Here is a 26916-nt window from a genome sequence, read left to right as displayed (position 1 = left end):
GCGGCATGGCGCGCCCAGGGGCGGGGCTATCGGGCGCGCCAAAGAAAAAGGGCGGAGCCTTGCGGCCCCGCCCTCATCTTGTTCAGCGCTGTGCTGACAGGACTTCCTTAGAAGTCCATGTCGCCCATGCCGCCCGGCATGCCGCCGCCGGCCGGGGCGCCGCCGCCCTTCTTGGGGGCTTCGACGATCGCGGCTTCCGTGGTGATCAGCAGGCCGGCCACCGAGGCGGCGTTCTGCAGAGCCGTGCGGACAACCTTGGCCGGGTCGATGACGCCGTCGACGACCAGGTCGACATACTGCTCGGTCTGGGCGTTGAAGCCGAACGCGCTGTTGTCGTTTTCCAGGATCTTGCCGACCACGATCGAGCCTTCGACGCCGGCGTTTTCGGCGATCTGGCGGATCGGGGCCTGCAGGGCGCGGCGGACGATGGCGATGCCAGCGGTCTGGTCATCGTTGTCGCCAACGACGCCGGCCAGGGCCTTGGAGGCCTTCAGCAGGGCCGTGCCGCCGCCCGGGACGATGCCTTCGTCGGCGGCCGCGCGGGTCGCGTTCAGGGCGTCGTCAACGCGGTCCTTCTTTTCCTTCACTTCGACTTCGGTCGAGCCGCCGACGCGGATGACCGCAACGCCGCCGGCCAGCTTGGCCAGACGCTCTTGCAGCTTTTCCTTGTCGTAGTCCGAGGTGGTGTCTTCGATCTGGCGCTTGATCTGGGCGATACGGGCCTCGATGTCGGCCTTCTCACCAACGCCGTCCACGATCGTGGTGTCGTCCTTGGTGATCGAGACCTTCTTGGCGCGGCCCAGCATTTCCAGCGAGACGTTCTCGAGCTTGATGCCGATGTCTTCGCTGACGACTTGAGCGCCGGTCAGGATGGCGATGTCTTCCAGCATGGCCTTGCGGCGGTCGCCGAAGCCCGGAGCCTTGACGGCGGCGACGCGCAGGCCGCCACGCAGCTTGTTGACGACCAGCGTGGCCAGGGCCTCGCCTTCGACGTCTTCAGCGATGATCAGCAGCGGACGGCCCGACTGGACGACGGCTTCCAGCACCGGCAGCAGCGGCTGCAGCGACGACAGCTTCTTTTCGAACAGGAGGATCAGCGGCTCTTCCAGCTGAACTTCCATCTTGTCGGCGTTGGTGATGAAGTACGGCGACAGGTAGCCGCGGTCGAACTGCATGCCTTCGACGACGTCGAGTTCGGTCTCGGCGGTCTTGGCTTCTTCGACGGTGATGACGCCTTCGTTGCCGACCTTGTCCATGGCCTTGGCGATCATCTCGCCAACTTCCTTGTCGCCGTTGGCCGAGATGGTGCCGACCTGAGCGATTTCAGCGTTGGTGGTGACCTTCTTCGAGGACGTCTTGATGTCCTCGATGGCGATGGCGACGGCCTTGTCGATGCCGCGCTTCAGGTCCATCGGGTTCATGCCGGCGGCGACCGACTTGAGGCCTTCCTGGACGATGGCTTGGGCCAGGACCGTGGCGGTCGTGGTGCCGTCGCCGGCCTTGTCGTTGGTCTTGCTGGCGACTTCGCGGATCATCTGCGCGCCGAGGTTCTCGAACTTGTCAGCCAGTTCGATTTCCTTGGCGACCGAGACGCCGTCCTTGGTGGTGCGCGGGGCGCCGAACGACTTTTCGATGACGACGTTGCGGCCCTTCGGACCCAGCGTGACCTTCACCGCGTTGGCGAGGATGTTGACGCCGCGCAGCATCTTGTCGCGCGCGTCGGAGGAGAAATAGACGTCTTTAGCGGCCATTTTAGAGCCCTTCTAAAAGAGAAACGTTTGGAAAACGGGTGGAGAGCGGGAAGCCGATTAGGCTTCGACCACGCCCAGGACGTCGCTTTCCTTCATGATCAGGAGGTCCTGACCGTCGACCTTCACTTCGGTGCCCGACCACTTGCCGAACAGGATGCGGTCGCCGGCCTTGACGTCCAGGGCGACGACTTCGCCCTTGTCGTTGCGGGCGCCGGGGCCGACCGCGACGACTTCGCCTTCTTGCGGCTTTTCCTTGGCGGTGTCGGGGATGATGATCCCGCCCTTGGTCTTGGTTTCTTCTTCGACGCGCTTCACGAGGACGCGGTCGCCCAGGGGACGAAACTTCATGATCTTCTCCGTCGGAACGGTTTGAAATAAGAACGCGCTGGCGCGGGGGAGCGGGACTGTTAGCAGTCGCTCCGTTCGAGTGCCAACGACGCTGGTGAGTTAGGCGCCGGCCCTCGGGGAGTCAAGGACGCGCGCCGCGAAGTTTTTTCGGGCGCGGTTAAGGGGAGCGCTTCGATGATGGATCATATGGGCGTGACGGTGCGGGATCTCCAGGCCTCCCGGGCCTTCTATGGCGCGACTCTGGCGGCGGGCGGCCTCGACAACGGCGCGCCGGGGGTGCGGCCTCATTATCACCCCCACTATTATGGCGCCTTCGTTCTTGACCCGGACGGTCGGAACGTAGAGGCGGTCTGTCACGCGCCGGCCTGATCGCTGTTAGGAGCCCCGATGTCGAGCTACGTCCTGTCGCTGCTTCTGGCCGTCATCGCCTGCGTCATCGGCGGCACGCTGGGCGGCATGATCCTGGCGCGACCGGCTACGCTGCTGGAGGCCGCAGGGCTGTCGAACGACGACACGCCCAAGCCGCCGCTGTTCGCTGAAGGCCGCGCCCTGGGCGGGGTGCTGATCGCCTCGCACGGTGTGGCGGCGCTCTATCTCGGCTACCAGCCCCGGATCGGCGCGGCCATGGCCCTGGCCCTGGCCCTGGCCTGGCTGGGCGCGGCGGCGGGGCGGGCGGTATCGCTGGCGCTGGACGGCGACGCCGGACGCTACAATCGCGGCGCGATGCTGTTCAACGCCCTGATCGGCGTGACGCTGACGCTGCCCTGGTTCCAGATCGGCAAGGTCGTTCTGCGCGGGCCGCTGGGCCTGGCCTAAAGCGCCCCTTCGTGGGTCAGCAGCCAGCGCTTGCGCTCGATGCCGCCGGCATAGCCGGTGAGGGCGCCATGGGTCCCGATCACCCGGTGGCAGGGGACGACCAGGCTGAGCGGATTGGCGCCGTTGGCCGCGCCGGCGGCGCGGATGGCGGCGGGACGGTCCGCACGGCGGGCCAGCTCTGAATAGGTGATGGTCTGGCCGGTTGGGATGGCGCCCAGCGCGCGCCACACCGCCTGCTGGAACGGCGTGCCGTTGGTGGCCCAGTCGAGGGACGCGAGCGCGGCGAGATCTCCGGCGAAATAGCGGGCGAAGGCGGCTTTGACCGCGGCCGGCGCCGGGCCGGTCTCCAGGGCGAGGTCGCCATAGTACCGCCGCGCCAGCCATCGCAGGCGAGGTTCGAAATCGTGAAAGTCGATGGCGCGCAGCAGGCCGGTCTCGTCGGTGACGATCAGCAGCTCGCCGAGCGGCGAGGGGGCGCGGTCGAGGATGAGACGGGCGGGGCGGGGCATGGGGCGATGATCGCCGAGGCGCGCGCGGCTGTCCGCCCGATAATTGCGCCCTTCTCCCCTTGCGGGAGAAGGTGGCCCGGAGGGCCGGATGAGGGGTGGAAAGACAGGTCCGCCTTTCACAAAAAAGGGGCCGCCACAGCGACCCCTCATCCGTCGGCCTGAAGGCCGCCACCTTCTCCCGCAAGGGGAGAAGGAAGCTACTACCGGATCCCCGGCACGTGCAGGGCGGCTTCTTTCTCGGCCTTCTGCTTGTACATCAGGTCGCCGTACTTGCCGTATTCCATGCGGGCGATCGTGCGCTGGTGCACCTCGTCCGGGCCGTCGGCCAGGCGCAGGGTGCGGATACCGGCATAGGCCTTGGCCAGGCCAAAGTCGGTGGTCACGCCGCCGCCGCCGTGGGCCTGGATGGCGTCGTCGATGATCTTGAGGGCCAGGCGCGGGGCCGCGACCTTGATCATGGCGATCTCCAGACGGGCCGACTTGTTGCCGGCCTTGTCCATCATGTCGGCGGCCTTCAGGCACAGCAGGCGGCACATCTCGATGTCGATGCGGGCGTCGGCGACGCGCTCTTCCCACACCGAGTGGTCCGAGACGTACTTGCCGAAGGCCTTCCGGCTCATCAGGCGCTGGCACATCTTTTCCAGCGCGACTTCCGCCGTGCCGATGGTGCGCATGCAGTGGTGGATGCGGCCGGGGCCCAGGCGACCCTGGGCGATCTCGAAGCCGCGGCCTTCGCCCAGCAGCAGGGCGTCCTCGATCGGCACGCGCACGTTCTTGAGGATCACCTCGGCGTGGCCGTGCGGCGCGTCATCATAGCCGAACACCGGCAGCATGCGGACGATCTCGATGCCCGGCGCGTCCAGCGGCACCAGCACCTGGCTCTGCTGGGCGTGGCGGCTGGCGTTGTCGGGATCGGTCTTGCCCATGACGATGGCGACCTTGCAGCGCGGATCACCCACGCCCGAGGACCACCACTTGCGGCCGTTGATCACATAGTGGTCGCCGTCGCGCTCGATGCGGGTCTCGATATTGGTGGCGTCCGAGGAGGCCACCGCCGGCTCGGTCATCAGGAAGGCCGAACGGATCTCGCCGTTCATCAGCGGGCGCAGCCACTTTTCCTTCTGCGCCAGCGTGCCGTAACGCATCAGCACTTCCATGTTGCCGGTGTCGGGCGCCGAGCAGTTGAACACTTCCGAGGCGAAGCCGACCTTGCCCAGCTGTTCGGCGATCAGGCTGTATTCCAGGTTGGTCAGCTGCACGCCTTCGAACTGGAAGGTGTCGTCCACATGGGTCTGGCCGCTGTGCGGCGGCATGAAGAAGTTCCACAGGCCCGCGGCCTTGGCCTTCTTCTTCAGGTCCTCGACGACCTGAACGACCTTCCAGCGCTCGGCGCCCAGGACGTTCATCTCGGCCTCATAGGCCGGGATCGCCGGATAGACGTGCTCGTCCATGAACGCCGTGACGCGATCCAGGAACGCGCGTTGCTTGGGGGAAATGTCGAAGTCCATGGCCGTTCCCTCTACCCGCTCTTTCGATGTCAAACGCTTGTTTGAAGCTTTTGTAGACCGGCCTGACGCGCCGGGCAAGCGGGCAGGACGACCTACGTACAGGCCCGTGCGCGGCTTTCGGTTGTCTTGCCGCCGATCATCGTCGACAACGGCCCCATGCTGAACCTGACCGCCGACATCCTGCAGGGCCGCTACGTCCGGCTCGAGCCCGTCACCGTCGATCACCACGACGAACTGAAGGCCGCCATCGACTGTGATCCCGCAAGCTGGGAGATCATGTCGGTCAACGGCTGCGGCGAAGGCTTCGAGGACTTCTGGGGCGCGCTGCAGGGCGAGACCGACCGGGGCGAGCGCATCGGCTTTGCGATCCGCCGGCTCGCTGACGGCAAGGTGGTGGGCACCTCCAGCTATCTGAACATCCGGCGCCTGCATGGCGGTTTGGAGATCGGCGCGACCTTCCTCAATCCCGAGGCGCGCTCGGGTCCGGTCAACCCGGAGAGCAAGCGCCTGATGCTGGGCCACGCCTTCGACAAGGCCGGGGCCATCCGGGTGGAGCTGGTCACCGACGTGCGCAACGCGCGCAGCCAGGCGGCGATCCAGAAGCTGGGCGCCACCAAGGAAGGCGTGCTGCGCAATCACAAGGTCACCTGGACCGGCCATGTCCGCGACACCGCCGTGTTCTCGATCACCGACTACGACTGGCCGGCGATCCGTGAGCGCCTGGAATTCCGGCTCAGCGAGACGTTCGCCTGAGGGTGCGTCAATCCGACGCAGCGTCTCGCGTAACAACAATTTCTCAACAAACGTCTGGGCCAATCGCTGCCCATGGCAGGGATGGCGTGTCTACGCATTTGTATCGAACACGGCGCGCGCAGCGTCACGCTTGACGGCGTCACGCCGGCCAAGATCGACAAGGTCGCCTCCGGTTACATTGATGTGAACTGGCGGGCGCCGCGTCGGCACGGGCGCGTGGGTCCCGGCGCCTATGTGCTGATCGACCCCAGCGCCGAGACCCTCAACGGCGAAGAGCTTCGCCAGATGGCGGCGGAGCTGCAGGTCCACCTGTTCGGGACGCAGGGGCAGCAGGACCTGTGCATGCTGACCTTCGAGGGCGACGAGGAACAGGTCCTGAAGTTCACCACCCTGCCCGAGGAGGAGTTGCTGGCGATGCGCGGTGGCGCGGAGCCGCCCCCGCCCGAAGGCCGCACTCGGATCGTCAGCCAGGACGGGATTCGTGAGTTGGCGCCCTGGGGATCGACGCCCCGGGTCGCCGCCGAGCAGGAAAAGGTCGAGGCGCCGCCGGTCCGCCTGGGCTGGCGCGGGGTCTACAGCCTGCCCAGCCAAAGGTTCGAGGCCGCCCAGGTCCAGTCCTTCCTCAAGCCCGGCGAGGCCGAGCCGCAGAGCGACGCCGATTTCATGGACCGGGACCTGCAGGCGCTGGACCGCGCGGTGGCGGCCCTGGAGGGCGACCCGCGGCTGAAGGCCTGGGTCGGGGTCCGGCTCTGGACGGTGGCGCGTGGCGGGTTGCGCGACACGTGCCGCGAGCGCTTCGCGGCCATTCCGCCGTCGGTGCGCGAGCGCCTGGGGGCGATGGTCTATGACGCGCCCCGCGACCTGCCGTTCTCGGCGATCGGGCCGCTGCGTGATCTGGTCCAGCCCTATTTCGCGCGGGTCGGGTTATGCGTGAACGACCCGGGCTTCTACGTCCAGGCCCTGCCGGACGCCCTGGTCCATTGCGTCGTCTTCCAGCTGCCCGAAGAAGATGAGAAGGCGCGCGTTCTCAAGGCCCACCGCTTCCTGTCGGCGCGGGGCCAGTATGTGACGCGAAGCCTGCGCATGGGGCTGGCCGGCGTCAAAACCCCCCGCGAGCTGGAGCTGGCGCGCAAGATGGGGGCCCATATGGTCAAGGGGCCGATGATCAGCGCGCTGTTCGCAACGCCGGTCTCCGACCAGGTTGTCCCGGTGACCGAGCTGCCGCTGCGCACCTGATCGCGCCCGCCGCCCGAGGCGTTTGGCCGCAGGCTGCACGAAATCCATCACGGCCCTAACGAATTGGCGAGGAATGGTGGCGCATGCTGCGGGCATGACGGCTATCGCCTGCCTTCGCATCCTGTTCACCGCCGACGCCGACATGCGCGCGGGCGATATGCCCAAGCACAAGGCTCAGGGCGTAGCGGACGCGTTTCTGAAGGCCAAATGGCGCAAGCCCCGCAAGTGCGGCGCCGTCGCCCCGCTGGCCTTCGTGCTGGCCGACCACAACGCCACGGAGCTGGATCCCACCGAGGTGCAGGGTCTGGCGGTCGAGCTGGAAAAGGTTCTGTTCCCCAATCGCCCGATCGGCCAGATCGCCCTGATGACCTTCGAGGGCGACGAGACGGCGGTGCTGCATTTCTCGGCGCTCTCCCAGAAGGAACTGGCCAGCCTGATGGCCGGCGAAGGCTACGGCGGCGAGCCGGGCCGGGTGCATGTGGTCACCGCCGACGCGGTCAAGCCGATGCCGGTCACGCGCGAGGAAGCCAAGGTCTATGCGGCCGAAAAGGCCAAGGCCGCTGAAGCCGAGAAGCCGGCCGCCGCCGCTCCGGCCGCCGCCGCGCCTGCGCCGGTCCAGGCCCCGGCGCCCAGCCCCGCCAAGTCCGCGCCGGTTCCAGCGCCGGCTCCGGCCCCGGTCGCCGCCAAGGTGGTCACCCCGCAGAGACCCGCCGATACGGGCTGGTGGGGCGTTTATGACCTGTCTCAGGGCGCCTTTGTCGGCTCGACGGTGGCCATGCGCGCCGACCTCGTTGAGCCTCCGCCCGAGGACGACGCCAAGCTGCTCAAGCGCGACCTCGTGGCCCTGACCGACGTCCAGGCCGCGCTGAAGACCGCGTCCTTCGGGGAAATCCAGGCCTCGTTCGGCTTCTGGAACCTGATCACGCCCGCCTCGCAGGAATCGTACAAGGCCCGCCTGTCGCGCTATCCGCTCGACGCCCGTCCCCGGCTGACCGCCTCGATCTATGGCGCGCCGCGCGAGGCCTCGATCGGCATGCTGCAGCAGATGCGCGCGCAGCTGTCCGGCGCCTTCGCGGCCATGGACCTGCGGATCACCGACCCGACCTTCCCGGTCCAGGGGCTGCCGCCCGAACTGCTGGAGAGCGTCACCCTGGTGCTGTCGGGCGAGACCGAGCATGAGCGCCTCAAGCAGATCCTCAAGTTCGTCGAGCGCAAGCCCGCCTACGCCGCCAAGGGCGTGATGCAGTGCGTGGCTAATGTCGCCTCGGCCGTGGAGCTGGAAGCCTGCAAGGTCGCCGGCGTCGTCCGCGTGCAGGGACCGGCCGTCACCGACTTCATGGACACCCCCGTCGCAGCGGCCGACGGTGCGCCGCTAGCCCTGGCCAAGAGCGCCGCCTGATCGCTTAGAACGCGCCGCTTGACCCTCACGCCACGTCAGACCTGATGGCTCTCGTCATCGAGAGGGAAGGTTGATTTGAGCGTCTACACGGTCAAGCAGATGGCCAGGCTGTCGGGTGTCTCGGTGCGTGCTCTGCACCACTACGACGCCATCGGCCTGCTGAAGCCCCGCGCCGTCGGGGCCAACGGCTATCGCTACTACGATCGCCAGGACCTGTTGCGCCTGCAGCAGATCCTGTTCCATCGCGCCCTGGAAACGCCGCTGAAGGACATCCAGGCCGCCTTGGACCAGCCGGGGTTCGACCTGGCCGCCGCCTTGCGCGCCCAAAGGGTTCGCCTTGCGGCGGAGGCCGAGCGCTACGCCCGGCTGGTGGACGTCGTCGACCGCACTCTCGCCGACCTCGAAGGAGACGAGACGATGGATGACAAACACCTTTTTGAAGGCTTCGACCCGGAGAAGCAGGCCCGACATGAGGCCTGGCTGGTCGAACACTATGGCGACGAGGCCACCCGGCGGATCGCCGACGCCAAGGCCGGGATGAAGAGCTGGGGCAAGAAGGACTGGTCCCAGTTCCAGGAAGAGGCCAAGGCCATCGAGCACGATCTGGCCAAGGCCCTGACCCAGGGTCTGCCGGTCGACAGCGCGCCGGTGACGGCGATCATGCGCCGCCACTGGGCGTGGATCGCCAAATCCTGGAACCGCGAACCGACGCCGGACGCCTTTGCGGGGCTGGCGCATCTCTACCAGGACAACCCCGAGTTCACCGCCCGCTACGAGGCGATCGCGCCGGGCCTGACCGAATACTTCGCCGAGGCCATGCGGGCGTTCGCGCGCGGGCGGTAGACGCCTGCCTCAGCATCAAAACGCGTGTCATCCCGGAAGCCTCGCAGAGGCTATCCGGGACCCAGGGGCGGCGCGCGCCGAGCTTCGTCACCCCCTGGGTCCCGGCTCTCCGCTACGCTTCGGCCGGGATGACACGGGATGGTATGCAACGGACAGGGGGCGCTCTGGCCTCACCGCCGCCCGAACAGCTTCTCGATATCGGCCAGCTTCAGCTCCACATAGGTCGGCCGGCCGTGGTTGCACTGGCCCGAGTGGGGCGTAGCCTCCATCTCGCGGAGCAGGGCGTTCATCTCGGCGCCGTTGAGCCTGCGGCCGGCGCGGACGCTGCCGTGGCAGGCCATGGTCGAGCAGACCTCCTCCAGGCGCTCCTTCAGGGCCAGGGCCTGGCCGTTCTCGGCCAGATCATCGGCGATGTCGCGCACCAGGGCGGCGGCGTCGGTCTTGCCGAGAAGGGCGGGGGTCTCGCGCACCAGCACCGCGCCGGGCCCGAAACTTTCGAGGACAAGGCCAAGGCCGGCCAGCTCTTCGGCGCGGGCGACGACGCGCTCGGCCTCGGCGGGGTCCAGGTCCACCACCTCGGGCAGCAGCAGGGTCTGGCGGGTCACGCCGCCGGACGCCATCTCGCCCTTCATCCGCTCATAGACGAGGCGCTCATGGGCCGCATGCTGGTCGACAATGACCATGCCGTCGCGGGTCTGGGCGACGATATAGGTCTCGTGAACCTGGGCCCGCGCCGCGCCGAGGGGGTAGTCGACCGGGTCGAACGGGGCGGTTGCGCCAGGGTAATCCGTAGACGGACGATCCTCGAAAGCCGCCGACGCATAGGCCTCTCGCACCACCCCGGCCAGATCGCCGCCATAGCTGGGCTCGACCCGCGCCGACACCTCGTTCAGCCCCGGCAAGTCCATCGGTCTTTGCGTCGGCGGCGTCCAGCCGCCCTCGCGCCAGGCCGAGAAGCCGGCGGGGGAGGGGCCCGGCTGATACTGGGGCTGATAGCCCGGGAAAGGGCTCTGCTGGGCGCGGATGCTGTCCAGCGCCTGGGCCGCCACGGTGGTCGAGGCGCGGTGGCCGGCGCCGGCCAGGGCGTGGCGCAGGGCGCCGACGATGAGACCGCGCACCAGGGCCGGATCGCGAAACCGCACCTCGGCCTTGGCCGGGTGGACGTTGACGTCGACCTCGGTCGGTTCCAGCGTCACATAGAGCGCCGCCGTCGGGTGGCGGTCCCGCGCCAGAAAGTCGGCATAGGCCGCGCGCAGGGCGCCTTGCAGCAGCCGGTCGCGCACCGGCCTGCCATTGACGAACAGATACTGGTGGGCGGCGTTGCCCCGGTTGTAGGTCGGCAGGCCCGCAAAGCCCGACAGCCGCACGCCGTCGCGGGTCTGGTCGATCTCCAGGGCGTTCTCCTGGAACTCGCGGCCGAGCACGGCGGCGAGGCGCGCCAGACGCCCCTGCGGCCCCGGATGCTCGGGCGGCAGGCGCAGCACCCGGCGGCCGTCGATGTCCAGCGAGAAGCCGACGCTCTCATTGGCCATGGCCTGGCGCTTGATTTCTTCGGTGATCGCCAGCGCCTCGGCGCGCTCGGACTTCATGAACTTCAGGCGCGCAGGCGTGGCGTAGAACAGATCCCGCACCTCGATCCGCGCGCCGTGCGGACCTGGGAAGGCGGCGGGGGCGACCTCGCCGACCTGGCCGCCCTCGACCAGGATCGAGAAGGCGTCCTTGGCCCCCTTGGCGCGCGAGGAAATCTGCAGCCGCGCCACCGAGCCGATCGAGGGCAGGGCCTCGCCCCGAAAGCCCATGGTGTGGATGCGCAGCAAGTCCCACAGGCCGTCCTCGTCGGGCGCCAGCTTGGAGGTGGCGTGGCGCTCGATCGCGACCGGTAGTTCCTCGGGTGACAGGCCGCAGCCGTCGTCGGCCACGAGAATCCGCGTTAGGCCGCCGCCGTGCGCCTCGACCTCGATCCGCGTCGCGCCCGCGTCGATGGCGTTGTCGACCAGCTCCTTGATGGCGCTCGCGGGCCGCTCGACCACCTCGCCGGCGGCGATGCGGTTGACGGTCTCGGGCGGCAGGCGGCGGATGGGCATCAAGCGGACTTTCACGGGGCGCGCCGGGGTCCGCAGGTGGGGCGGGGCCGCCGACATTGCAACTCCTTAAGTTGACCAGGCGAACGCCGATCGGCCAACCAAGCAGGGAGGGATGATATTAGTGCGATTCCGCGCGCCTTCGAGGAACCGAAAGATCGTGACCCTGACCCGTTTCGCCGCCGCCGGCCTGGCGCTTTCGTTGCTCTGTGGCGGCTCCGCCTTGGCCCAGGTTCAGGGCAAGAACGAGGTGTCGATCCATCAGACCAAGCCTGTGGATCTCACGCCCGTCGACAGTCAGGCCAACCTCGTCGAGGAGCTGATCGTCAACGCCCGCCTGCCGGGCCCGGCCTGGTGGAAGGTCAGCGACGGTGACACCAATGTCTATGTGATGGGCGTGCCGGCCTTCGCGCCGCAGAAGCTGGACTTCGACGACTCGGTGCTGCGTCGGCGCCTCGACGGAGCCAATGTGCTGATCATCGGCCAGGAGCCCGAGGTTCGGATTCTGAGCCTGCTGGCCCTGATCCCCGGGCGCGGCAAGCAGTTCATCATGGACAAGCCGATGCGCGACACCCTGCCGCCCGAGCTGCGGGCGCGGCTGGAGAAGCATTTGACCGCGCGCAGCAAGCCGGTCAGCGAGCACGACCAGCTCAAGCCGGCCCTGGCGGGCTTCATCATCGCCAACGACAAGGGCGGCGGCGTCTCGATCACCATCGGCGACCTGACCGACCGCATCCAGAAACTGGCCAAGAGCAAGGACATCGCCGTCCAGCCGCGCGTCAAGAAGCTGGACGACTACGACCTGATCGGCATGGTCAAGTCGCTGGGCGAAGCGCCCCAGCCGCTGCAGGAGCTGTGCCTGGACGCGGGCCTGAAGGAGACCGAGAACGGTCTGGCGGGCGTGCGCGAAACCGCCGACCAGTGGGCCGAGGGGCAGGTCAAGGCGGTGGTCGCCGCCGAGCGCGGCTATCAGCGGTGCCTGGCCTCCACGCCCTGGATCGCCCGCCAGTTCAAGGACGGCCAGGACGAGGCGGTCGGCGCGATCACCCAGGCCCTCAAGAAGCCCGGCAAGGCCGTGGCGGTGATCGAGCTGCGCTCGCTGCTGACCGAAGGCGGCGTGCTGGATCGCCTGCGGGCCAAGGGTTTCACCGTCACGGCGCCCGAATAAGGTCAAGCTTCCGCCACGCCGCGCGTCCAGGATCGCGCGGCGTTCACAGGGGGATCAACATGCGCGCGATCTGGGCTGCTCTGGCCATGAGCCTCACCGTCGCCGGCGGGGCCGCCGCCCAGGTGATGGATGATCCGGAGGCCAATCTCGTCGAGGCCCTGGTGGTCAGCGCCAAGCTGCCGGGTCCGGCCTGGTGGCGGATCTCCGACGCCGACACCACGGTCTATATCCTGGGCACGCCCGGCTCGACGCCCAAGGGCATGGCCTGGGACAGCTCGGTGGTCGACCGCCGGCTGAAGGGGGCGTTCACCCTGCTGACCCCGCCGACCTTAAGCGCCGGCGTCACCGACATCCCGGCGCTGCTGCTTCTGCGGCGCAAGCTGAAGGGCGACGAGGCCTGGGCCGCAGCCGATCCGGCCCTGGCCGCCCGCGTCCAGCGCGCCTGGACGGCGGTGGAGCCCAAGGACCCCGATGGCTGGCGCGACTGGAAACCTCTGGCGCTGGGCCCGCTGATCGCCAGCAAGACCAACCGCAAGGCCGGGCTGGAGTATGGCCAGGTCAGCCGCCGCATCGAGAAGCTGGCGCGCAAAAATCGGGTCAAGGTCCAGGTCGTCGAACGCTACAAGGCCATGCCCCTGCTCAAGACCGTCGCGCGCAAGACCGATGACGCGGCCGGGCTGGCCTGTCTGACCGAGACGCTGGACACCGTCGAACAGGGTCAGGACCGCTATCGCATCGCGGCCCAGGCCTGGGCCGAGGGCCAGGTTCGCGCGGCCCTGGCCGCGCCGCGCAGCACCGATCGCTGCCAGTACCTGCTGCCCGGCGTCGCCGAGATGGGCCAGCGCCTGAAGGCCGCCGAGGTCGAGGCCCTGGCCGACCTCCTCAAGACCCCCGGCCACGCGGTGGCGATCTATCCGATCCGCGGCCTCGTCGCGCAGGACGGCGTGCTGGACGAGCTGCGCGCGCGCGGGATCACGGTGAAGACGCCGGGGGATTGACGCCGCGACGCTGGTGCTCTGAAGTTATAATCTCAGGTTGAAGCGGAGGGCTCGTGAAGGCTGTTCTGATCGCTTTGGCGCTGACCCTCGGCGCCTCCTCCGCGTGGGCCCAGGACGGTAACCAGCCCGCGTTGGTCGATGCGCTGGTCGTCAACGCCCGCACCCCGGGTCCCGCCTGGTGGAGCGTTTCCAAGGGCGACAAGAAGGTCTGGGTGCTTGGGATCGGGGCGCCCGTACCGGCCGACGCCAAGTGGGACGGCCGAGCTTTTGAGCGGCGGGTCAAGGCCTCGCGACAGCTCATTCTCGTGCCGCCCAGCAAGACCAGGTTCGAGAAAAATACGATCAAAGCTGACCGGAAGTGGCTGGACGAACTGACGGAGGCCGAACGCGCGCGGCTGGCGGAAGTCGCGACACAGACCGGGCGAAAGCTAGAATTCTACACCCTGTTTCGCCCGAATTTCGCTGGCCTGCTGATCAATTCCGAGCTGCAGGCCCGTGCGAAGCCCAAGATGGGCAAGCTCCTGGATCTCAGCGTCAGGGCGCGGCGCCTCGGCGCCCGTCTGGTCCCCGCGGGAGGGCTTGATGCTCAGGGAATGAAGGCCAGTTTTCAGGTCGGCGGCAAAGACAGCCTGATCTGCTTGCGCTGGGCGATGAGGTCGCGTGACGCCGCCGCCCTTCGCGACCAGCGGGCCCAGGCGTGGATGCGCGGTGACGTGCGGACCCTGCTGGTCGGACCGGCTGCCTATGATCCCTGCGTCCAGGCGATGGCGGCCATGCAGGCGTCTCTGGAGAATAATGAAGGCGCGCTGGCCAACACCATCGCTGCGACTCTGGATCGGGGTGACGGCGCCGTGGCCCTGGTTGGACTGGTCCCGCTGCTTCGCGAGGGCGGGGTCCTGGATCAACTGCGCAAGCGCGGCTACCTGATCGAGACGCCAGCCCAGATGGACGACGAAGACTGAAACGAAAACGGCCCGGAACCGCGAGGTTCCGGGCCGTTTCGATTCGGTAGGCGTCCGGCCCTTACAGGCCCGGGAGCTTGATGCCGGTCTTCTTGTCGCGGCTGATCACCACGCCGCCCTTGCCGACCAGGGTCTTGAGGCGGGCCTCTTCGGCGGCGGCGTCGATTTCCAGCGGCGCGTTGGCGCCGGCCTCGGCGGCCGCGGCGACGTTGGTCTTGGCCTCGCCCTTCTTCCAGAACATCACCTTGCTGGCGAAGCTCTCGTCCTTGTGGGCCAGGTCGCCGTTTTCGTCGTCGACGACGAAGCGGATCAGCGGGTCAGCCTTGTCGCTGCCGGCGCGGGCGACCAGCAGGCGCTCGCCTTCCGAACGGCCGGACGCGGCGTTCTGGCCGATCAGCGCGGCGCGGGCGGCGCTTTCGGGCTGCAGTTCCTGCGGGCGCGGCTCGCCGGGCGCCGGCGGGCGCAGGGCGTAGTCCGGCGGAACCACCAGCGGGGCCTTGCTGACCACGCGGAATTCGTCGGGGACGACCTTGTCCATCCCCAGGGCCTTCTTGGTCGAGGTGCAGCCGGCCAGGCCGATCGCGGCCACGGCGGTCAGGGCGCTAATCGCGGCGACCCGGTTGAAACTCATCAAACCATGCTCCAGCAGGCCGACCCCCGGCCCAAAAATTCGGACGCTCTCGATACGACATCCTCGCGCGGGCGCCAATGTCCCACGCGATTGCGGCGGCAATCGGCCAAAACTACTCGGTCTGATGCGACAGTTTGTTCTCTTCCGACAGGAAGCTGTCGAGCAGCAGCAGGGCCACGCCCACCGAGATCCCCGAGTCGGCGATGTTGAACACCCAGGGGAAATACAGGCGCGAGACGTCGATGAAGTCGACGACATAGCCGTAGATCACCCGGTCGATCAGGTTGTTGCCGATGGCCCCGCCGATGATCAGCCCGATCCCCACCGCCAGCAGCGGCCTCGTCGCCTTGTGGACCCAGACGGCGAGGCCGATCACCACCAGGATCGAAAAGCCGATCAACAGCCAGCGGCCCCAGTCGCTGTCGCGCAGCAGGCCAAAGCTCATGCCGTAGTTATGGACCATGGTCAGGTGGATCGGCCCCAGCAGCGGCAGGCTCGCGCCCGGCTCACGGCCCAACAGGCCCAGGATCCACAGCTTGGAGATCTGGTCCAGCACCACCGTGACGGCGGCGATGGCGTAGGCGATCCAGCCTTGGCGGGTGATGGAGAGTGACGGCAAGCTATCTTTCCCACGGTTCCTTCTCCCCTTGCGGGAGAAGGTGGCCTGCGAAGCAGGTCGGATGAGGGGTCTCTCCGGGGGCACCGTACAACCCCTCATCCGTCGCTGCGCGACACCTTCTCCCGCAAGGGGAGAAGGGTAAAGAGCTAGCCGCGCCCCGCGTCCCAGTAGGCCACGGCGTCGGCGTCGCGAAGGCTCAGTTCCGGATAGCGCGGATCGGTTCCGACCTCCGGCAGGATGCGCCACGAGCGGGCGCACTTCTTGCCTTCGGCCTTGTTGGGATCGACCGACACGCCCTTGACCTCGTCGACGCGGAAGGCGCCGGCGTCGCCGGCCACGAGCGTGGCCGAAGACGTGCGGAACACCTCGGCGGCGTCCAGGCCCTCGAAGGCGGCCAGCAGGTCCTCGTCGGCGACGTGCACCACCGGCGCAGCCTCCAGGGCCGAGCCGATCCGCTTTTCGCGGCGCTCGACTTCCAGGGCGCCGGTCACGACGCTGGTGACTTTCTCGACCTTGGCCCAGCGGGCGGCCTCGGCGTCGTTGCGCCAGGCGTCGACGCGCTCCGGCATCACCCGATAGGCCACCGGGCCAGCCTCGGGGAAGCGGGTGGTCCAGGCCTCTTCCATCGTGAAGCTGGCCAGCGGGGCCAGCCAGATGGTCAGGCGGTCGAAGACATAGTCCAGCACGGTGCGATAGGCCCGGCGCTTCAGGGCGTCAGGGCGGTCGCAATAGAGGCTGTCGCGGCGCACGTCGAAATAGAGGGCCGACAGGTCGCCCTGGCAGAACTCGATCAGCGGGCGGATCACGTCCGAGAAGCGGTAGCTCTCATAGGCCTCGCGGACCTGGCCATCCAGTTCCCAAAGGCGGTGCAGGATGTACTTCTCCAGCGCCGGGAACTGGTCGTAGTCGGTGACGCGCTCTTCCTCGTCGAAGCCGGCCAGAGCGCCCAACAGGTAGCGCATGGTGTTGCGCAGCTTGCGATAGGCGTCGGTGGTGGTGGCCAGGATCGTTTTGCCGATCCGCTGGTCTTCCTGGTAGTCGACCATGGCGGTCCACAGACGCAGGATCTCGGCGCCGGACTCCTTGGTGATCGTCTGCGGCTCGATGGTGTTGCCGCGCGACTTGCTCATCTTTTCGCCGTTCTCGTCCATGGTGAAACCATGCGTGACGACGGCCTTGTAGGGCGCGCGGCCGCGGGTGCCGCAGCCTTCGAGCAAGCTGGACTGGAACCAGCCGCGGTGCTGATCCGAGCCTTCGAGATAGAGGTCGGCCGGCCAGGCGCTGTCCGCGCGGCCCTCGATCGTGAAGGCGTGGGTGCAGCCGCTATCGAACCAGACATCGAGGATGTCGGTGATCTTCTCGTACTGGGCCGGGTCGTACGCGCCCAGGAAGTCCGCGTCGGGACGGGTGAACCAGGCGTCGGCGCCGCCCTCGCGGATGGCGGCAAGAATCCGGGCGTTGACCTCGGGGTCGTTCAGCGGGTGGCCGGTGTGCTTGTCGACGAACATCGCCAGGGGCGTGCCCCAGTTGCGCTGACGGCTGATCAGCCAGTCGGGACGCGTTTCGACCATGGCGCCGATACGGTTGCGGCCGCCGTCCGGATAGAAGGCGGTGTCGGCGATGGCCTGCACGGCCACCTCGCGCAGGGTCTTGCCGCCCAGCGAGTCCACCGCGTGGTCCATGCGGATGAACCACTGCGGGGTGTTGCGGAAGATCACCGGGGCCTTCGAGCGCCAGCTGTGCGGATAGCTGTGCTCGACGCGGCCGCGCGCCAGCAGGTTTCCGGCCTCGATCAGCTTTTCCATGACCGCGCCGTTGGCGGGCCCGAACTTGCCGACCTTCTTGCCTTCGGTCTCCAGCACCTTGAGACCCGCGAACAGGGGCACGTGCGGATAGTAAGCGCCGTCGGCGTCGACGGTGTCGGGGATAGATGTGTCGATATTCGCTGAAATCAATTGGGTGTGGCTCTTAAGCCAAACTAGGTAGTCATCTGCACCGTGTCCTGGCGCGGTGTGGACGAAACCAGTGCCGGCGTCGTCGTTCACGTGATCACCGGCCAGCAGCGGCACATCAAAGCCAAAACCGAGGCCGTAGTTAGGTTCTGGCGCAAACTTGGCTAGCGGGTGCGCGCACACAAGACCTGTTGGATCGACGGGCTCAACCCGTCGCCAAGTCGCGACCTTGGCGGCTTTGCGGACGTCTTCGGCCAGCTTGTCGGCGATGATCAGGCGGTCGCCGGCCTTGGACCACGGGGCAAACTCGAGGTTCTGCTCCATGGCTTCCACCTCATACAGGCCATACTCGACCTTGGGGTTGAAGCTGATGGCGCGGTTGGCTGGGATGGTCCACGGGGTGGTGGTCCAGATCACGACGCTGGCGTTGGTCAGCGACGAAGAACCTTCCGGGATTGTGTCGAACTCACCGACAGCGGTCAAACCCTCTGGTTCATTCTGCTCCCTGACCGGGAACTTCACCCAGATCGTGGGCGAGACGTGGTCGTGGTACTCGATCTCGGCGTCGGCCAGGGCCGTGCGCTCGACGGGGCTCCACATCACGGGCTTGGAGCCACGATAGAGCTGGCCGGTGCTCAGGAACTTGTGGAACTCCTCGACGATCTTGGCTTCGGAGGTGAAGTCCATGGTGGCGTAGCGGTTCCACCAGTCGCCCAGCACGCCCAGGCGCTGGAACTCGGTCTTCTGGGCCTCGATCCAGCCGCCGGCATAGGCGCGGCACTCGCGGCGGAACTCCTCGGCCGGGACCTCGTCCTTGCGGCGGCCCTTGGCGCGGAACTGCTCCTCGATCTTCCACTCGATCGGCAGGCCGTGGCAGTCCCAGCCCGGCACGTAGTCGACGTCATAGCCCAGCGCAAAGCGCGAGCGGACCACGAAGTCCTTGAGGATCTTGTTCAGCGCGTGGCCGATGTGGATCGCGCCGTTGGCGTAGGGCGGGCCGTCGTGGAACACGAACAGCGGGGCGCCGGCGGCCTGACGCTTCTGGCGCACCGCGCCGTACAGGCCCTTCTCGGAGAGGGCCGCCCAGCCCTCGAGGATTTCCGGCTCCTTCTTGGGCAAGCCCGCGCGCATCGGGAACGGGGTGTCGGGAAGGAAGACGGTTTCGCGATAGTCGCGGGCGGTCGTGGCGTCGTCGGCCATGGGAATGGAATCCGGCTCTGGAAATTTCGGAAGAAGGCGGGAGGAACCCGGCGCGCGCTGGAGGATCGTCCGGCGGCGTCACGCCGGGCGGATAATTCGCGACATCTTCCGAACGGAACTCATGGGGTGGGGGATAGCAGACGGGGGGCGGCAAGGCCAGTGCGTCAAAGATCCTCCCCCCAGCGGGGGAGGTGGTCGCGAAGCGACCGGAGGGGGAAGGGCTTGAGCGCCTGCCTCTTCCCCCTCCGTCGTCTCTTCGAGCCGACACCTCCCCCGCTGGGGGGAGGATTTTAAGCCCCCTAAGCCCCCGGCTTCCGTAGCTTCGGCGTCACGGTCACCTGCATCAGCCGCGCATGGCGGATCAGGGTGAACACCGTCGGCTTGCCGATGCTGTGGTTGTCCAGCGCGCGCAAGAGGTCGTCGAGGCCGGTCAGCAGCATCTCGCCGGCGGCGATCAGGAGGTCGCCTTCCTTGATCCCGGCCTTGGCCGCCGGGCCGCCGGCGTCGACATGGGCCACATAGACCGCATAGGGCTGGTGCACGCCGGTGGCGCGGGCCAGGGCCGGCGGGATCGGGGCCTGCTGGGCGACGAGGCCGATCGAGCCGCGCCGTACGTGGCCATGGGCCAGAAGCTCGCCGATCACGAACTTGGCGGTGTTGGCCGCGACCGCGAAACACAGGCCCTGATAGCCGGCGATGATCGCCGTGGCGATGCCGACCACCTCGCCGGTCGAGCTGACCAGCGGGCCGCCGCTGTTGCCCGGATTGAGCGCCGCGTCGGTCTGGATCAGGTCCTCGATCAGGCGGCCGCGCTCGGCGCGCAAGGACCGGCCCAGGGCCGAGACCACGCCGGTGGTCACGGTGGCCTCGAAGCCCAGCGGCGCGCCGATGGCGATGACCAGCTGACCGCGCCGCAGCTTCTTGGAGTCGCCCAGCCGCGCGGTGGGGATCTCGACGGCCTGGTCGACCTTGATCAGCGCCAGGTCGGTGTCGGGATCATCGCCCACGCAGCGCGCGGTCAGGCTGCGGCCCTCGGCGGTGATGACGATGAAGCGGTTGGCGCCCTGGACCACGTGGCTGTTGGTCAGGATCAGCCCGCCCTCAGCGATGGCGAAGCCCGAGCCCACCCCCGACATGCGCGGGTCCGCCAGCATCGGATGGATGCGCACGACGCTGGGGCCCACATGCTCGACGGCGCGGACCACGGCGTTGGAATAGGCGTCCAGCAAGTCGCCGTCGGGCAGGGCGCAATAGCCGCCCTCGACCTCGACCGCCTTGCCGGTGTCGAACACGAACTGCGCCCCGTCCGGATAGGCCAGGATCTCGTGCCGACGCGGCGCGACCGGCCGCCTGGCGCGCGCGAAATGATGATACTTCCGGCCCTTGAGCATCCGGCCCCCACCTAGACGTTCATCAAGGTTAACGGCTGGCGCGGCGGGAGGAAAGGATTTCTCCGACGGCGGGAGCGGGGTTCTGTGCGTCTTTCTCCTCCCCCTCTGGGGGAGGGGAACCGCCGAACGGCGGTGGAGGGGCCAGCCGAGCCGGCTACGCCTCTGTCAGATCAGTATCCGCTTCTCCCGCCGACCACGGGATGGAACCCCGCCACACGAGGCCCCCTCCACCCGCGTTCGCGGGTCCCCCTCCCCCGATGGGGGAGGAGAGAGCGACCTTTGCCCGCCCCCTAAAACCCCGGCGCGACGATCGCCCGCGCGGCCTGCTCATCGCGGCGGATCTGTTCGATCATCAGCTCCAGGCTGTCGAACTTCAGCTCCGGGCGCAGGAAGGCCACCAGGTCGGTTTCGATGATCTGGCCGTAGAGGTCCTCGTCGAAGTCGAACAGCCAGGTTTCCAGCCGGGTCTCGACCAGGCCCGTGGTCGGGTTGTTGCCGAGATTGGCCACGCCGGGCACCTCGCGCCCGTCGGGCAGGCGGGTGCGGGTGGCGTAGACGCCGAGTTTCGGGACCACATAGTCCTCGACCTCGACATTGGCGGTGGGAAAGCCCAGCTGACGGCCCAGTTGCTGGCCGCGCCGCACCACGCCCTCGATGGCGAACGGGCGGCCCAGGATGGCCGCCGCCTGCTCGGGCTGGCCGCCGCGCAGGGCGTCGCGCACGCCGGTCGACGAGAACTTCTCGCCATCGCCGCCGGCCACGGGCTCGGCGATCGAGACGGTGAAGCCGTACTCCTGGCCATAGGTCCGCAGCAGTTCCGGGCTGCCGGTGCGGCCGCGCCCGAACGAGATGTCGAAGCCGGCGGCCACGTGGGTGACGCCCAGCCCCTCGACCAGCACCTTCTCGACGAACTCGCGGTCGCCGTAGCTGGCCATCTCGAAGTCGAACGGCAGCAGGTAGAAGGTGTCGACCCCCAGTCCGGCCAGCGCCCGGGCCTGCTGGCCCTGGGTCATCAGCTTGAAGGCCGGCTCGCTCGGCCGGAACAGGCGGCGCGGATGCGGGTCGAAGCTGATCACGCCCAGCGGGGTCTTGCCGGTCAGGGCGGCCTTCGCGGCCTGGGCGATCACCTGCTGGTGGCCGCGATGCACGCCATCGAAATTGCCGAGCGCGACGGACGCGCCACGGTGTTCCGGGGGCAGGTTCTTCCAGGCGTGAACAGTCTTCAGGGGCATCAGGCGGCCTTGCGGGGGACCATGATCACAGCCTCGCCCTCGACCACCGGCTTGCCGTTGACTAGGCAGACCGTGGCGAAGGTGACGCGGGCCTTGGCCTCGTCGATTTCAGTGATGGTGGCGCGGGCGGTGACGCCGTCGCCGATCTTGACCGGGCGCTTGAAGCGCAGGGTCTGGGACAGATAGATCGCGCCGGGACCGGGCAGGGTCGTGCCCAGCACCGCCGAGATATAGCCGGCCGACAGCATGCCGTGGGCGATGCGCTCGCCAAAGCTGGTCTGGGCGGCGTAGTCGGCGTCCAGGTGGACGGGATTGTTGTCGCCGGTCACTTCGGCGAAGGCCACGATGTCGGCCTCGCCCACGGTGCGGACCAGTTCGGCCGATTGGCCGACGCTCAGCTCTTCCAGGAACTTGCCCTGCATCACGCGCTTCCCTGCGGTTCTTATTGTGCGTTGCACAGAGTGTAGCGGCTCAAAACGCCGTCACCACACCAGATCGCCGATCGCGTGAGTCGCGCCCACGGCTTCGGCGTCCAGCAGGGCGTGGACGGCGTCTGGAACCAGCTGGCCGTCGGGACCCACGGCCTTGTCGCCATGGATGCCCTTGGCCACGAACAGGCAGGCCAGCTTCTGGTCGTGGGCGCCCTTGACGTCGGTGATGACGCCGTCGCCGACGCAGAGGATGCGCGCGCGATCGACCGGGCGGCCCAGCAGGCGCGCAGCCTCGGCCACGGCCAGGTCGTAGATCTGGCCAAAGGGCTTGCCGGCCATCACCACCTTGCCGCCCAGGCTCTCATAGAGATCGGCCAGGGCGCCGGCGCAGTAGATCAGCCGATCGCCGCGCTGCACCACGCGGTCGGGATTGGCGCAGATGAACAGCAGGCCCCGTTCGGCGGCGACCTTCAGGCGGTCGCGATAGTCCTCGGGAACCTCGACCTCATCCTCGTAGAGGCCGGTGCACGAGATGAAGTCCGCGTCCTCGCAGCCGGCGGCGACCAGGTCGATGCCCTCATAGAGCACCTCATCGCGGGCGGGGCCGATCTTCCAGACCTTGCCCGGCGCATTGGCCTTCAGCAGCGCGCGCGTCGCGTCGCCCGAGGTGACGAAGCCCTGCCAGGCCGAGCGCGGCACGCCCAGCGCATCCAGCTGCGCGACCACGTCGTGCGACGGGCGCGGCGAGTTGGAGATCAGCACCACCGGGCCCTTAGTCTGCGCCCACTTGGTCAGCGCGTCGCAGGCCTCGGGGAAGCTGGCGACACCGTTGTGGATCACGCCCCAGACGTCGCTCAGCACCACGTCATAGCGGTCGGAAAGGGCGGAGAGGCCGGGGGGGAAGTCCATCATGGCTCGGCGGTAGCGGTCTAGGAACGGGGCGTCAATGCGGCCCGGCCTCATAGCTGAGCCCTGGGCGGCGGGATTCAAGGTCCAGGCGGCCACGCTATCGAAGACCCGCGTTCCGTGACTATCCTGCGCGCCTACGGGAGAGCGTCATGACGATTCTGGTTCTTGGCCTTGTGCTGTTTTTAGGGATCCACTCGGTGCGGATCCTGGCCGCGCCGCTGCGCGACGCCCAGGTCGCCGCCAACCCCAAGCGCTGGCGCGGGCTCTATTCGCTGGTCGCCGCCGCCGGGCTTGGCCTGATCATCTGGGGCTGGATCGTCTATCGCCCCGCCGCGCCGCAGCTCTACGACCCGCCCGCCTGGGGGCGTCACGCGGCCATGCTGCTGGTGTGGCTCGCCTTCATCCTGCTGCCCACGGCCAATGCGCCGGCCGGACGGATCAAGGCCACCGTGCGCCACCCGATGCTGCTGGGCGTGATCCTGTGGTCGGCCGGCCACCTGATGGCCAATGGCGACCAGGCCTCGGTGATGCTGTTCGGCGCGTTCCTGGCCTGGGCGGTGGTGGATCTGTTCTCCGCCATCGGCCGCAAGGAGCCGGCCCCGGTGGTGGTCAAGCCGCGCTCGGACCTGATCGGCGTGCTGGGCGGGACGGTGCTGTATCTGGTGTTCGTGTTCGTGCTGCACCGGCTGCTGTTTGGCGTTTCGCCGATGGGGTGAGGTTCGGAAGCGTCGTGGTTTCCTCTCCTCCCCATTAGGGGGAGGTGTCGCGGCGCGAATACGCGACGAGACGGAGGGGGTCCGCGAAGCGGTGGTGCGCTCGCCGTCCCACAGGGCCCCTCCACCGGCGTTCGCCGGTCCCCCTCCCCCTATGGGGGAGGAGAGCGGTTTCACGCCTCACGTCGCATCATGAAAGATCACCCCCAGCGTCCGCCGTCTCCCTGACCGCACTTCGCTCACCCCGTGCCGCAGCATCCGCCGATGCACGCCGCGCGTCCCGTCGGCCGGGCGCTCCCGCACCGCGAAGATCACGCCTTCGCCCTGTCTTAGCGGCACCACCTGCGGAGCCGATTGCTGGCGCGGACGCTGCTCGACGATGACGAACTCGCCGCCCGTAAAATCGCGGCCGGGCTCGTCCAGCAGGAAGGCGGCCTGCAGCGGAAAGATGTGCTCGCCATAGAGGTCCTGGTGCAGGCAGTTGTAGTCGCCGGGGCCGTAGGTCAGCAGCAGGGGCGTCGGCCGCGCCTGGCCCGCGTCGTGGCAGCGATCCAGCATCCCCTCCAGCGTCTGCGGAAAGCGGCGGTCTTCGCCCAGCCGCTCCGCCCAACGGTTGGCGATCCCCGATAGCGGGCCATAGAGACCCTCCCGCAGCCGCTGGACGACGTCGGGCAACGGATAGCTGAAATACTTGTACTCGCCGCGCCCAAAGCCGTGGCGGGCCATGATCACGCGGCTGCGGAAGCCCTCGTCGCGGGGATAGAGGTCGGCCACGCCCGCGCAGGTTTCGGGCTTGAGCAGGGGGCCGGTCAGGGCCCAGCCGCGCGCGTCCAGCTCGGCGGCGATGCGGGTCCAGTCGAGAGTCACGCGGCCTCGCGCGCCAGCAGCGCACGCTTGCGCGCCACGCCCCAGCGATAGCCGGAGAGGCCGCCGTCCGACCGCACCACCCGGTGGCAGGGCGTGATCACCGCGAGCGGATTGGCCCCGCAAGCCTGAGCCACCGCGCGGAACGCCTTAGGCTGGCCGATGGCGTGGGCGATGTCGGCATAGGACACGGTGCGTCCGGCCGGGATCCGCCGCAGCGCGGCCCAGACGGCCTTCTGCAGGTCGGTGCCCAAGGCGTCGAGCGGCAGGTCGGGGCGCTGCTCGGGATGGTCCACCAGGGTTGCGACCGCCGCGAGGTCGGCGGCCAGGCCCGCGGTGTCGGGGATCAGGCGGGCTTGTTTGAAGCGGGTCTCGAGGTCGCCGCGCAGGCTCTCGACATCGTCGCCCAGGGTCACGAGGCGAAGCCCGGCGTCCGAGCGGGCGATGAGCGCCAGGCCAAGGCTGGTCTCGACGACGCCCCAGCGCAGAGTCTCGCGATCGAGGTCGGGCTTGCAGCGCAGACAGGCGCGCAACCCCGCAGCCCTGGCCGCTTCGCGCGTGGCGTGGAAGTCGACGTTCTTGCGCAGCGGCCGTCCGCCACAGCTGGCCACGCAGTAGATGCCGGTGGTGCGCACGCCGATATAGAACGCGCCCTGGGCGGCGCGGTCCTTGGCGCGCAGGGCGTTCCAGCGGGCGTCGTCGTCGGGATAGGTCGGAGCAGTCATCGGAAGGTCTCCTTTCGTGAGGAGACCATGCGCCAGGCCGCGCCCGTGATCATTCCGAACCTTGCGGCCCGCTACCCGGACGTGTCAGCAGTCGCGTCCTACCAGCCCACGGCGCGGCGACGCATCGGCGCGCGGATGAAGTCGGCGGGCGGATCGGCCTCGGCCAGCACCGCATCGCGGATGGCGCGCGGCTCGCCGAACAGGTGGCCCTGGCCATAGCCGATGTCGAGATCCAGCACCTCGGCGACCTGCTTCTCGGCCTCGACCTTCTCGACGATCACCTCGATGCCGTAGCGGCGGGTCAGGGCGGCGAAGTCGCTGGCGTTCAGGTCGGGCAGCGAGGTGATGACCAGCTTGCCGTCCTGCTCTTCCAGCTGGTCCAGCATCATCTGGGCGCCGACCTTGAGGAACTTCACGTCGGCGCGAGCCAGGTCCTGGAAGTCGACGTCCAGGTCGCTGACCTTGTCGAGGCTGAAGCTGAAGCCGAGGCTGGCCAGACGGGCCATGTGGCGGGCCTCGACCGGGCCGCGACGCTCGAACGCCGCCTGGCCCAGTTCAAAGAACACCGCCCCGGCCAGGTCCTTGTTGCCCTGCATGAACTCCAGGAACTGTGGGAAGAAGCTCTCGTCGCCCAGGCTGGCCAGCGAGATGTTGCAGAAGATCCCGACCTTGCGGTCCTGCTTGGCCAAGCGGCGGACGATCTGCACGCAGCGGAACAGCAACAGGTTGTCGATGGCCGTCATCAGGCCCTCGGGCTCGGCCACGGCCAGATATTCGGCCGGCATCATCACACGGCCGGTCTCATCGCGCAGGCGCGAGAAGCTCTCGTAGAACACCGTGCGGCGCTGGGGCAGGCTGACGATCGGCTGCAGGTAGAGGTCGACCCGGTTCTCGGCCAGGGCGTCCTGCACCACCTGCAGCATGTGGCTGGCCTGCGGGGCGCGGTCGCGGGCGCTGGTGCGGGCCGAGGCGGCGGCCACCTGGTGGGTCAGCTGGTGCTCCAGCCGGTCGTTCATCTGCTGGATCAGGTCTTCCAACTGGTGGACTTCGCTGGACAGCTCCTCGGAGCGGCGCTGGGCGTCGGCGGCGACGGTGTCGACGAGGTCGGTGACGCGGGCGTCGACCTTCTCGATCTGGTCCAGCAGGATGGCGTGGGCTTCGCGGATGGTGTCGATGTCGACGCGCAGTGCCGCGCCCATCAGCGCTTGGGCGATCAGGCCGTGGAACGCAAAGCACAGGCCCAACGTGCCGATGAACGCCGAGACGCCCACGGACGGAGTCGCTCCCGTTCTCAAGAGGAACAGGGAGACAAGCAAAGCCAGACAGAGATAAGCGCCCGTCAGGAGCGCCAGCATCAGCCTACGCATAAACCGTCCACACGAATCGTTACACGCAATCAGACCGGTCCCGGCCTGAAGAGTCGAATAGATTAACGGGACTGCGCCATTCGGTCCCAACAAACCTTAAGGGCGCAGCATAACCCAGAACGGCGGGATCCCTGAATCGACATTGGTCGCTTCGACTGATAATCGTTCGCATTCCCATCGGAGCCATGATGTCCGAAGCGTTCGTTTTGTCGCCTGATTTCAACCCCGCCGAGAGCGCGTCCGGCGTGCGGACCCTGGCCAGCGCCGGCCTGGGCGAGCGCGGCGTGATCGTCCGTGTCACCGGCCATAGCGGCGCGGCCGAAGCGGTGGAGGCCGAAGAGCTGGAGCGTCGTCTGCTGGAGATGGGCTTCGTCGAGGGCGCCGCGATCGAGGTGCTGCACGAGGGCCTGTTCGGCCGCGATCCGATCGCCGTGCGGGTGGACGACACCCGCGTGGCCCTGCGCCGCCGCGAGGCCGGTGCGATCAGCGTGAAATTCGACGGACGTTAAG

General features: G+C 68.2%; 26 protein-coding genes and 3 pseudogenes. 12 read left to right on the top strand and 17 right to left on the bottom strand.

Going from position 1 to position 26916, the window contains the following annotated elements:
- Positions 1 to 107: 107 nt before the first annotated feature.
- Positions 108 to 1751: a chaperonin GroEL gene (gene groL / locus CVUC_RS10135; protein ID WP_010918571.1), complete on the bottom strand. Its 1644-nt coding sequence runs from the start codon at positions 1749 to 1751 to the stop codon at positions 108 to 110.
- Between the two features lie 57 nt (positions 1752 to 1808).
- Positions 1809 to 2099: a co-chaperone GroES gene (groES, locus tag CVUC_RS10130; RefSeq protein WP_013080760.1), complete on the bottom strand. Its 291-nt coding sequence runs from the start codon at positions 2097 to 2099 to the stop codon at positions 1809 to 1811.
- Between the two features lie 213 nt (positions 2100 to 2312).
- Between groES and CVUC_RS10125 the strand changes: the two are divergent.
- A pseudogene (locus tag CVUC_RS10125) lies at positions 2313 to 2468 on the top strand (VOC family protein); the annotation flags it as partial.
- 18 nt (positions 2469 to 2486) lie between these two features.
- Positions 2487 to 2915, top strand: coding sequence for a DUF4345 family protein (locus CVUC_RS10120; protein ID WP_010918574.1), 429 nt, complete (start codon positions 2487 to 2489; stop codon positions 2913 to 2915).
- Here CVUC_RS10120 and CVUC_RS10115 read toward each other — a convergent pair.
- Positions 2912 to 3574, bottom strand: coding sequence for a methylated-DNA--[protein]-cysteine S-methyltransferase (locus CVUC_RS10115; RefSeq protein WP_096032531.1), 663 nt, complete (start codon positions 3572 to 3574; stop codon positions 2912 to 2914). The genes CVUC_RS10120 and CVUC_RS10115 overlap by 4 nt on opposite strands.
- A gap of 50 nt (positions 3575 to 3624) precedes the next feature.
- The gene (locus CVUC_RS10110; protein ID WP_096032532.1) at positions 3625 to 4932 is read right to left on the bottom strand and encodes an acyl-CoA dehydrogenase family protein; all 1308 of its coding nucleotides are present in this window, start codon (positions 4930 to 4932) and stop codon (positions 3625 to 3627) included.
- A gap of 156 nt (positions 4933 to 5088) precedes the next feature.
- Between CVUC_RS10110 and CVUC_RS10105 the strand changes: the two genes are divergently transcribed.
- The 4 genes from CVUC_RS10105 (at position 5089) to CVUC_RS10090 (ending at position 9163) form a co-directional block, all read left to right on the top strand.
- Positions 5089 to 5685: a GNAT family N-acetyltransferase gene (locus CVUC_RS10105; RefSeq protein WP_096034730.1), complete on the top strand. Its 597-nt coding sequence runs from the start codon at positions 5089 to 5091 to the stop codon at positions 5683 to 5685.
- Positions 5686 to 5757: 72 nt separating this feature from the next.
- The gene (locus CVUC_RS10100) at positions 5758 to 6921 is read left to right on the top strand and encodes a hypothetical protein (RefSeq protein ID WP_096032533.1); all 1164 of its coding nucleotides are present in this window, start codon (positions 5758 to 5760) and stop codon (positions 6919 to 6921) included.
- 94 nt (positions 6922 to 7015) lie between these two features.
- Entirely contained in the window at positions 7016 to 8320 is a 1305-nt protein-coding gene (locus tag CVUC_RS10095) for a hypothetical protein (protein ID WP_164468067.1), read from the top strand.
- A gap of 75 nt (positions 8321 to 8395) precedes the next feature.
- The gene (locus tag CVUC_RS10090; protein ID WP_096032535.1) at positions 8396 to 9163 is read left to right on the top strand and encodes a MerR family transcriptional regulator; all 768 of its coding nucleotides are present in this window, start codon (positions 8396 to 8398) and stop codon (positions 9161 to 9163) included.
- A 170-nt stretch (positions 9164 to 9333) separates the two neighbouring features.
- On the opposite strand, the gene mutL is transcribed toward CVUC_RS10090, so the two are convergent.
- Complete coding sequence (gene mutL / locus CVUC_RS10085) at positions 9334 to 11247, bottom strand: DNA mismatch repair endonuclease MutL (RefSeq protein WP_096032536.1); 1914 nt, start codon at positions 11245 to 11247, stop codon at positions 9334 to 9336.
- Positions 11248 to 11359: 112 nt separating this feature from the next.
- Here mutL and CVUC_RS10080 point away from each other — a divergent pair, with 112 nt between their 5' ends.
- From CVUC_RS10080 to CVUC_RS10070, 3 genes are read left to right on the top strand one after another with little or no spacing between them, the layout of a single operon-like run.
- Entirely contained in the window at positions 11360 to 12412 is a 1053-nt protein-coding gene (locus CVUC_RS10080) for a TraB/GumN family protein (RefSeq protein WP_096032537.1), read from the top strand.
- A 59-nt stretch (positions 12413 to 12471) separates the two neighbouring features.
- Positions 12472 to 13410, top strand: coding sequence for a TraB/GumN family protein (locus CVUC_RS10075; RefSeq protein WP_096032538.1), 939 nt, complete (start codon positions 12472 to 12474; stop codon positions 13408 to 13410).
- A 53-nt stretch (positions 13411 to 13463) separates the two neighbouring features.
- On the top strand, positions 13464 to 14372 hold the full coding sequence (locus CVUC_RS10070) for a TraB/GumN family protein (protein ID WP_096032539.1): 909 nt from the start codon (positions 13464 to 13466) through the stop codon (positions 14370 to 14372).
- A gap of 61 nt (positions 14373 to 14433) precedes the next feature.
- On the opposite strand, the gene CVUC_RS10065 is transcribed toward CVUC_RS10070, so the two are convergent.
- The 6 genes and pseudogenes from CVUC_RS10065 to CVUC_RS20825 form a co-directional block, all read right to left on the bottom strand.
- Complete coding sequence (locus CVUC_RS10065; protein ID WP_012640037.1) at positions 14434 to 15003, bottom strand: DUF3035 domain-containing protein; 570 nt, start codon at positions 15001 to 15003, stop codon at positions 14434 to 14436.
- 112 nt (positions 15004 to 15115) lie between these two features.
- Positions 15116 to 15622: a signal peptidase II gene (gene lspA, locus CVUC_RS10060; protein ID WP_010918586.1), complete on the bottom strand. Its 507-nt coding sequence runs from the start codon at positions 15620 to 15622 to the stop codon at positions 15116 to 15118.
- 146 nt (positions 15623 to 15768) lie between these two features.
- Positions 15769 to 18774, bottom strand: a complete 3006-nt coding sequence (gene ileS / locus CVUC_RS10055; RefSeq protein WP_096032540.1) for an isoleucine--tRNA ligase — start codon at positions 18772 to 18774, stop codon at positions 15769 to 15771.
- A 78-nt stretch (positions 18775 to 18852) separates the two neighbouring features.
- On the bottom strand, positions 18853 to 18897 hold the full coding sequence (locus CVUC_RS20020) for a hypothetical protein (protein WP_024265596.1): 45 nt from the start codon (positions 18895 to 18897) through the stop codon (positions 18853 to 18855).
- 176 nt (positions 18898 to 19073) lie between these two features.
- Positions 19074 to 20165, bottom strand: a complete 1092-nt coding sequence (locus tag CVUC_RS10045) for a S1C family serine protease (protein ID WP_096032541.1) — start codon at positions 20163 to 20165, stop codon at positions 19074 to 19076.
- Between the two features lie 81 nt (positions 20166 to 20246).
- Positions 20247 to 20312 (bottom strand): annotated as a pseudogene (locus tag CVUC_RS20825) (hypothetical protein); the annotation flags it as partial.
- 75 nt (positions 20313 to 20387) lie between these two features.
- On the opposite strand from CVUC_RS20825, the pseudogene CVUC_RS20385 reads away from it, so the two are divergent.
- Positions 20388 to 20459: pseudogene (locus CVUC_RS20385) on the top strand (hypothetical protein); the annotation flags it as partial.
- Here CVUC_RS20385 and CVUC_RS10040 read toward each other — a convergent pair.
- The 3 genes from CVUC_RS10040 to CVUC_RS10030 are packed head-to-tail and all read right to left on the bottom strand — an operon-like array spanning position 20456 to position 22740.
- Positions 20456 to 21397, bottom strand: coding sequence for a bifunctional riboflavin kinase/FAD synthetase (locus CVUC_RS10040; RefSeq protein WP_096032542.1), 942 nt, complete (start codon positions 21395 to 21397; stop codon positions 20456 to 20458). The pseudogene CVUC_RS20385 and the gene CVUC_RS10040 overlap by 4 nt on opposite strands.
- Positions 21397 to 21822, bottom strand: coding sequence for a MaoC family dehydratase (locus CVUC_RS10035; RefSeq protein ID WP_024265597.1), 426 nt, complete (start codon positions 21820 to 21822; stop codon positions 21397 to 21399). The genes CVUC_RS10040 and CVUC_RS10035 overlap by 1 nt, the downstream gene beginning before the upstream one ends.
- 57 nt (positions 21823 to 21879) lie before the next feature.
- Positions 21880 to 22740, bottom strand: coding sequence for a TIGR01459 family HAD-type hydrolase (locus tag CVUC_RS10030; protein ID WP_164468068.1), 861 nt, complete (start codon positions 22738 to 22740; stop codon positions 21880 to 21882).
- Between the two features lie 146 nt (positions 22741 to 22886).
- On the opposite strand from CVUC_RS10030, the gene CVUC_RS10025 reads away from it, so the two are divergent.
- Positions 22887 to 23453, top strand: coding sequence for an NnrU family protein (locus CVUC_RS10025; RefSeq protein WP_096032544.1), 567 nt, complete (start codon positions 22887 to 22889; stop codon positions 23451 to 23453).
- 177 nt (positions 23454 to 23630) lie between these two features.
- On the opposite strand, the gene CVUC_RS10015 is transcribed toward CVUC_RS10025, so the two are convergent.
- The 3 genes from CVUC_RS10015 to CVUC_RS10005 all read right to left on the bottom strand — a co-directional run bounded on the left by CVUC_RS10015 (position 23631) and on the right by CVUC_RS10005 (position 26406).
- Positions 23631 to 24317, bottom strand: a complete 687-nt coding sequence (locus tag CVUC_RS10015) for a 2OG-Fe(II) oxygenase (RefSeq protein WP_096032545.1) — start codon at positions 24315 to 24317, stop codon at positions 23631 to 23633.
- Positions 24314 to 25039 carry a methylated-DNA--[protein]-cysteine S-methyltransferase gene (locus CVUC_RS10010; protein WP_096032546.1) on the bottom strand — a complete coding sequence of 242 codons (726 nt, stop codon included), beginning with the start codon at positions 25037 to 25039 and terminating at the stop codon, positions 24314 to 24316. Before CVUC_RS10010 ends, CVUC_RS10015 begins: the two co-directional genes overlap by 4 nt.
- A gap of 98 nt (positions 25040 to 25137) precedes the next feature.
- The gene (locus CVUC_RS10005) at positions 25138 to 26406 is read right to left on the bottom strand and encodes an EAL domain-containing protein (protein ID WP_205685767.1); all 1269 of its coding nucleotides are present in this window, start codon (positions 26404 to 26406) and stop codon (positions 25138 to 25140) included.
- A gap of 188 nt (positions 26407 to 26594) precedes the next feature.
- Between CVUC_RS10005 and CVUC_RS10000 the strand changes: the two genes are divergently transcribed.
- Complete coding sequence (locus tag CVUC_RS10000; RefSeq protein WP_164468069.1) at positions 26595 to 26915, top strand: FeoA family protein; 321 nt, start codon at positions 26595 to 26597, stop codon at positions 26913 to 26915.
- The last annotated feature ends 1 nt before the right edge of the window (position 26916 follow it).

The sequence above is a fragment of the Caulobacter vibrioides genome (assembly GCF_002858865.1).
GTDB lineage: Bacteria > Pseudomonadota > Alphaproteobacteria > Caulobacterales > Caulobacteraceae > Caulobacter > Caulobacter vibrioides.
Note: the sequence above shows the minus strand (reverse complement) of the source record. Positions and strands in the feature narration are given on the sequence as shown.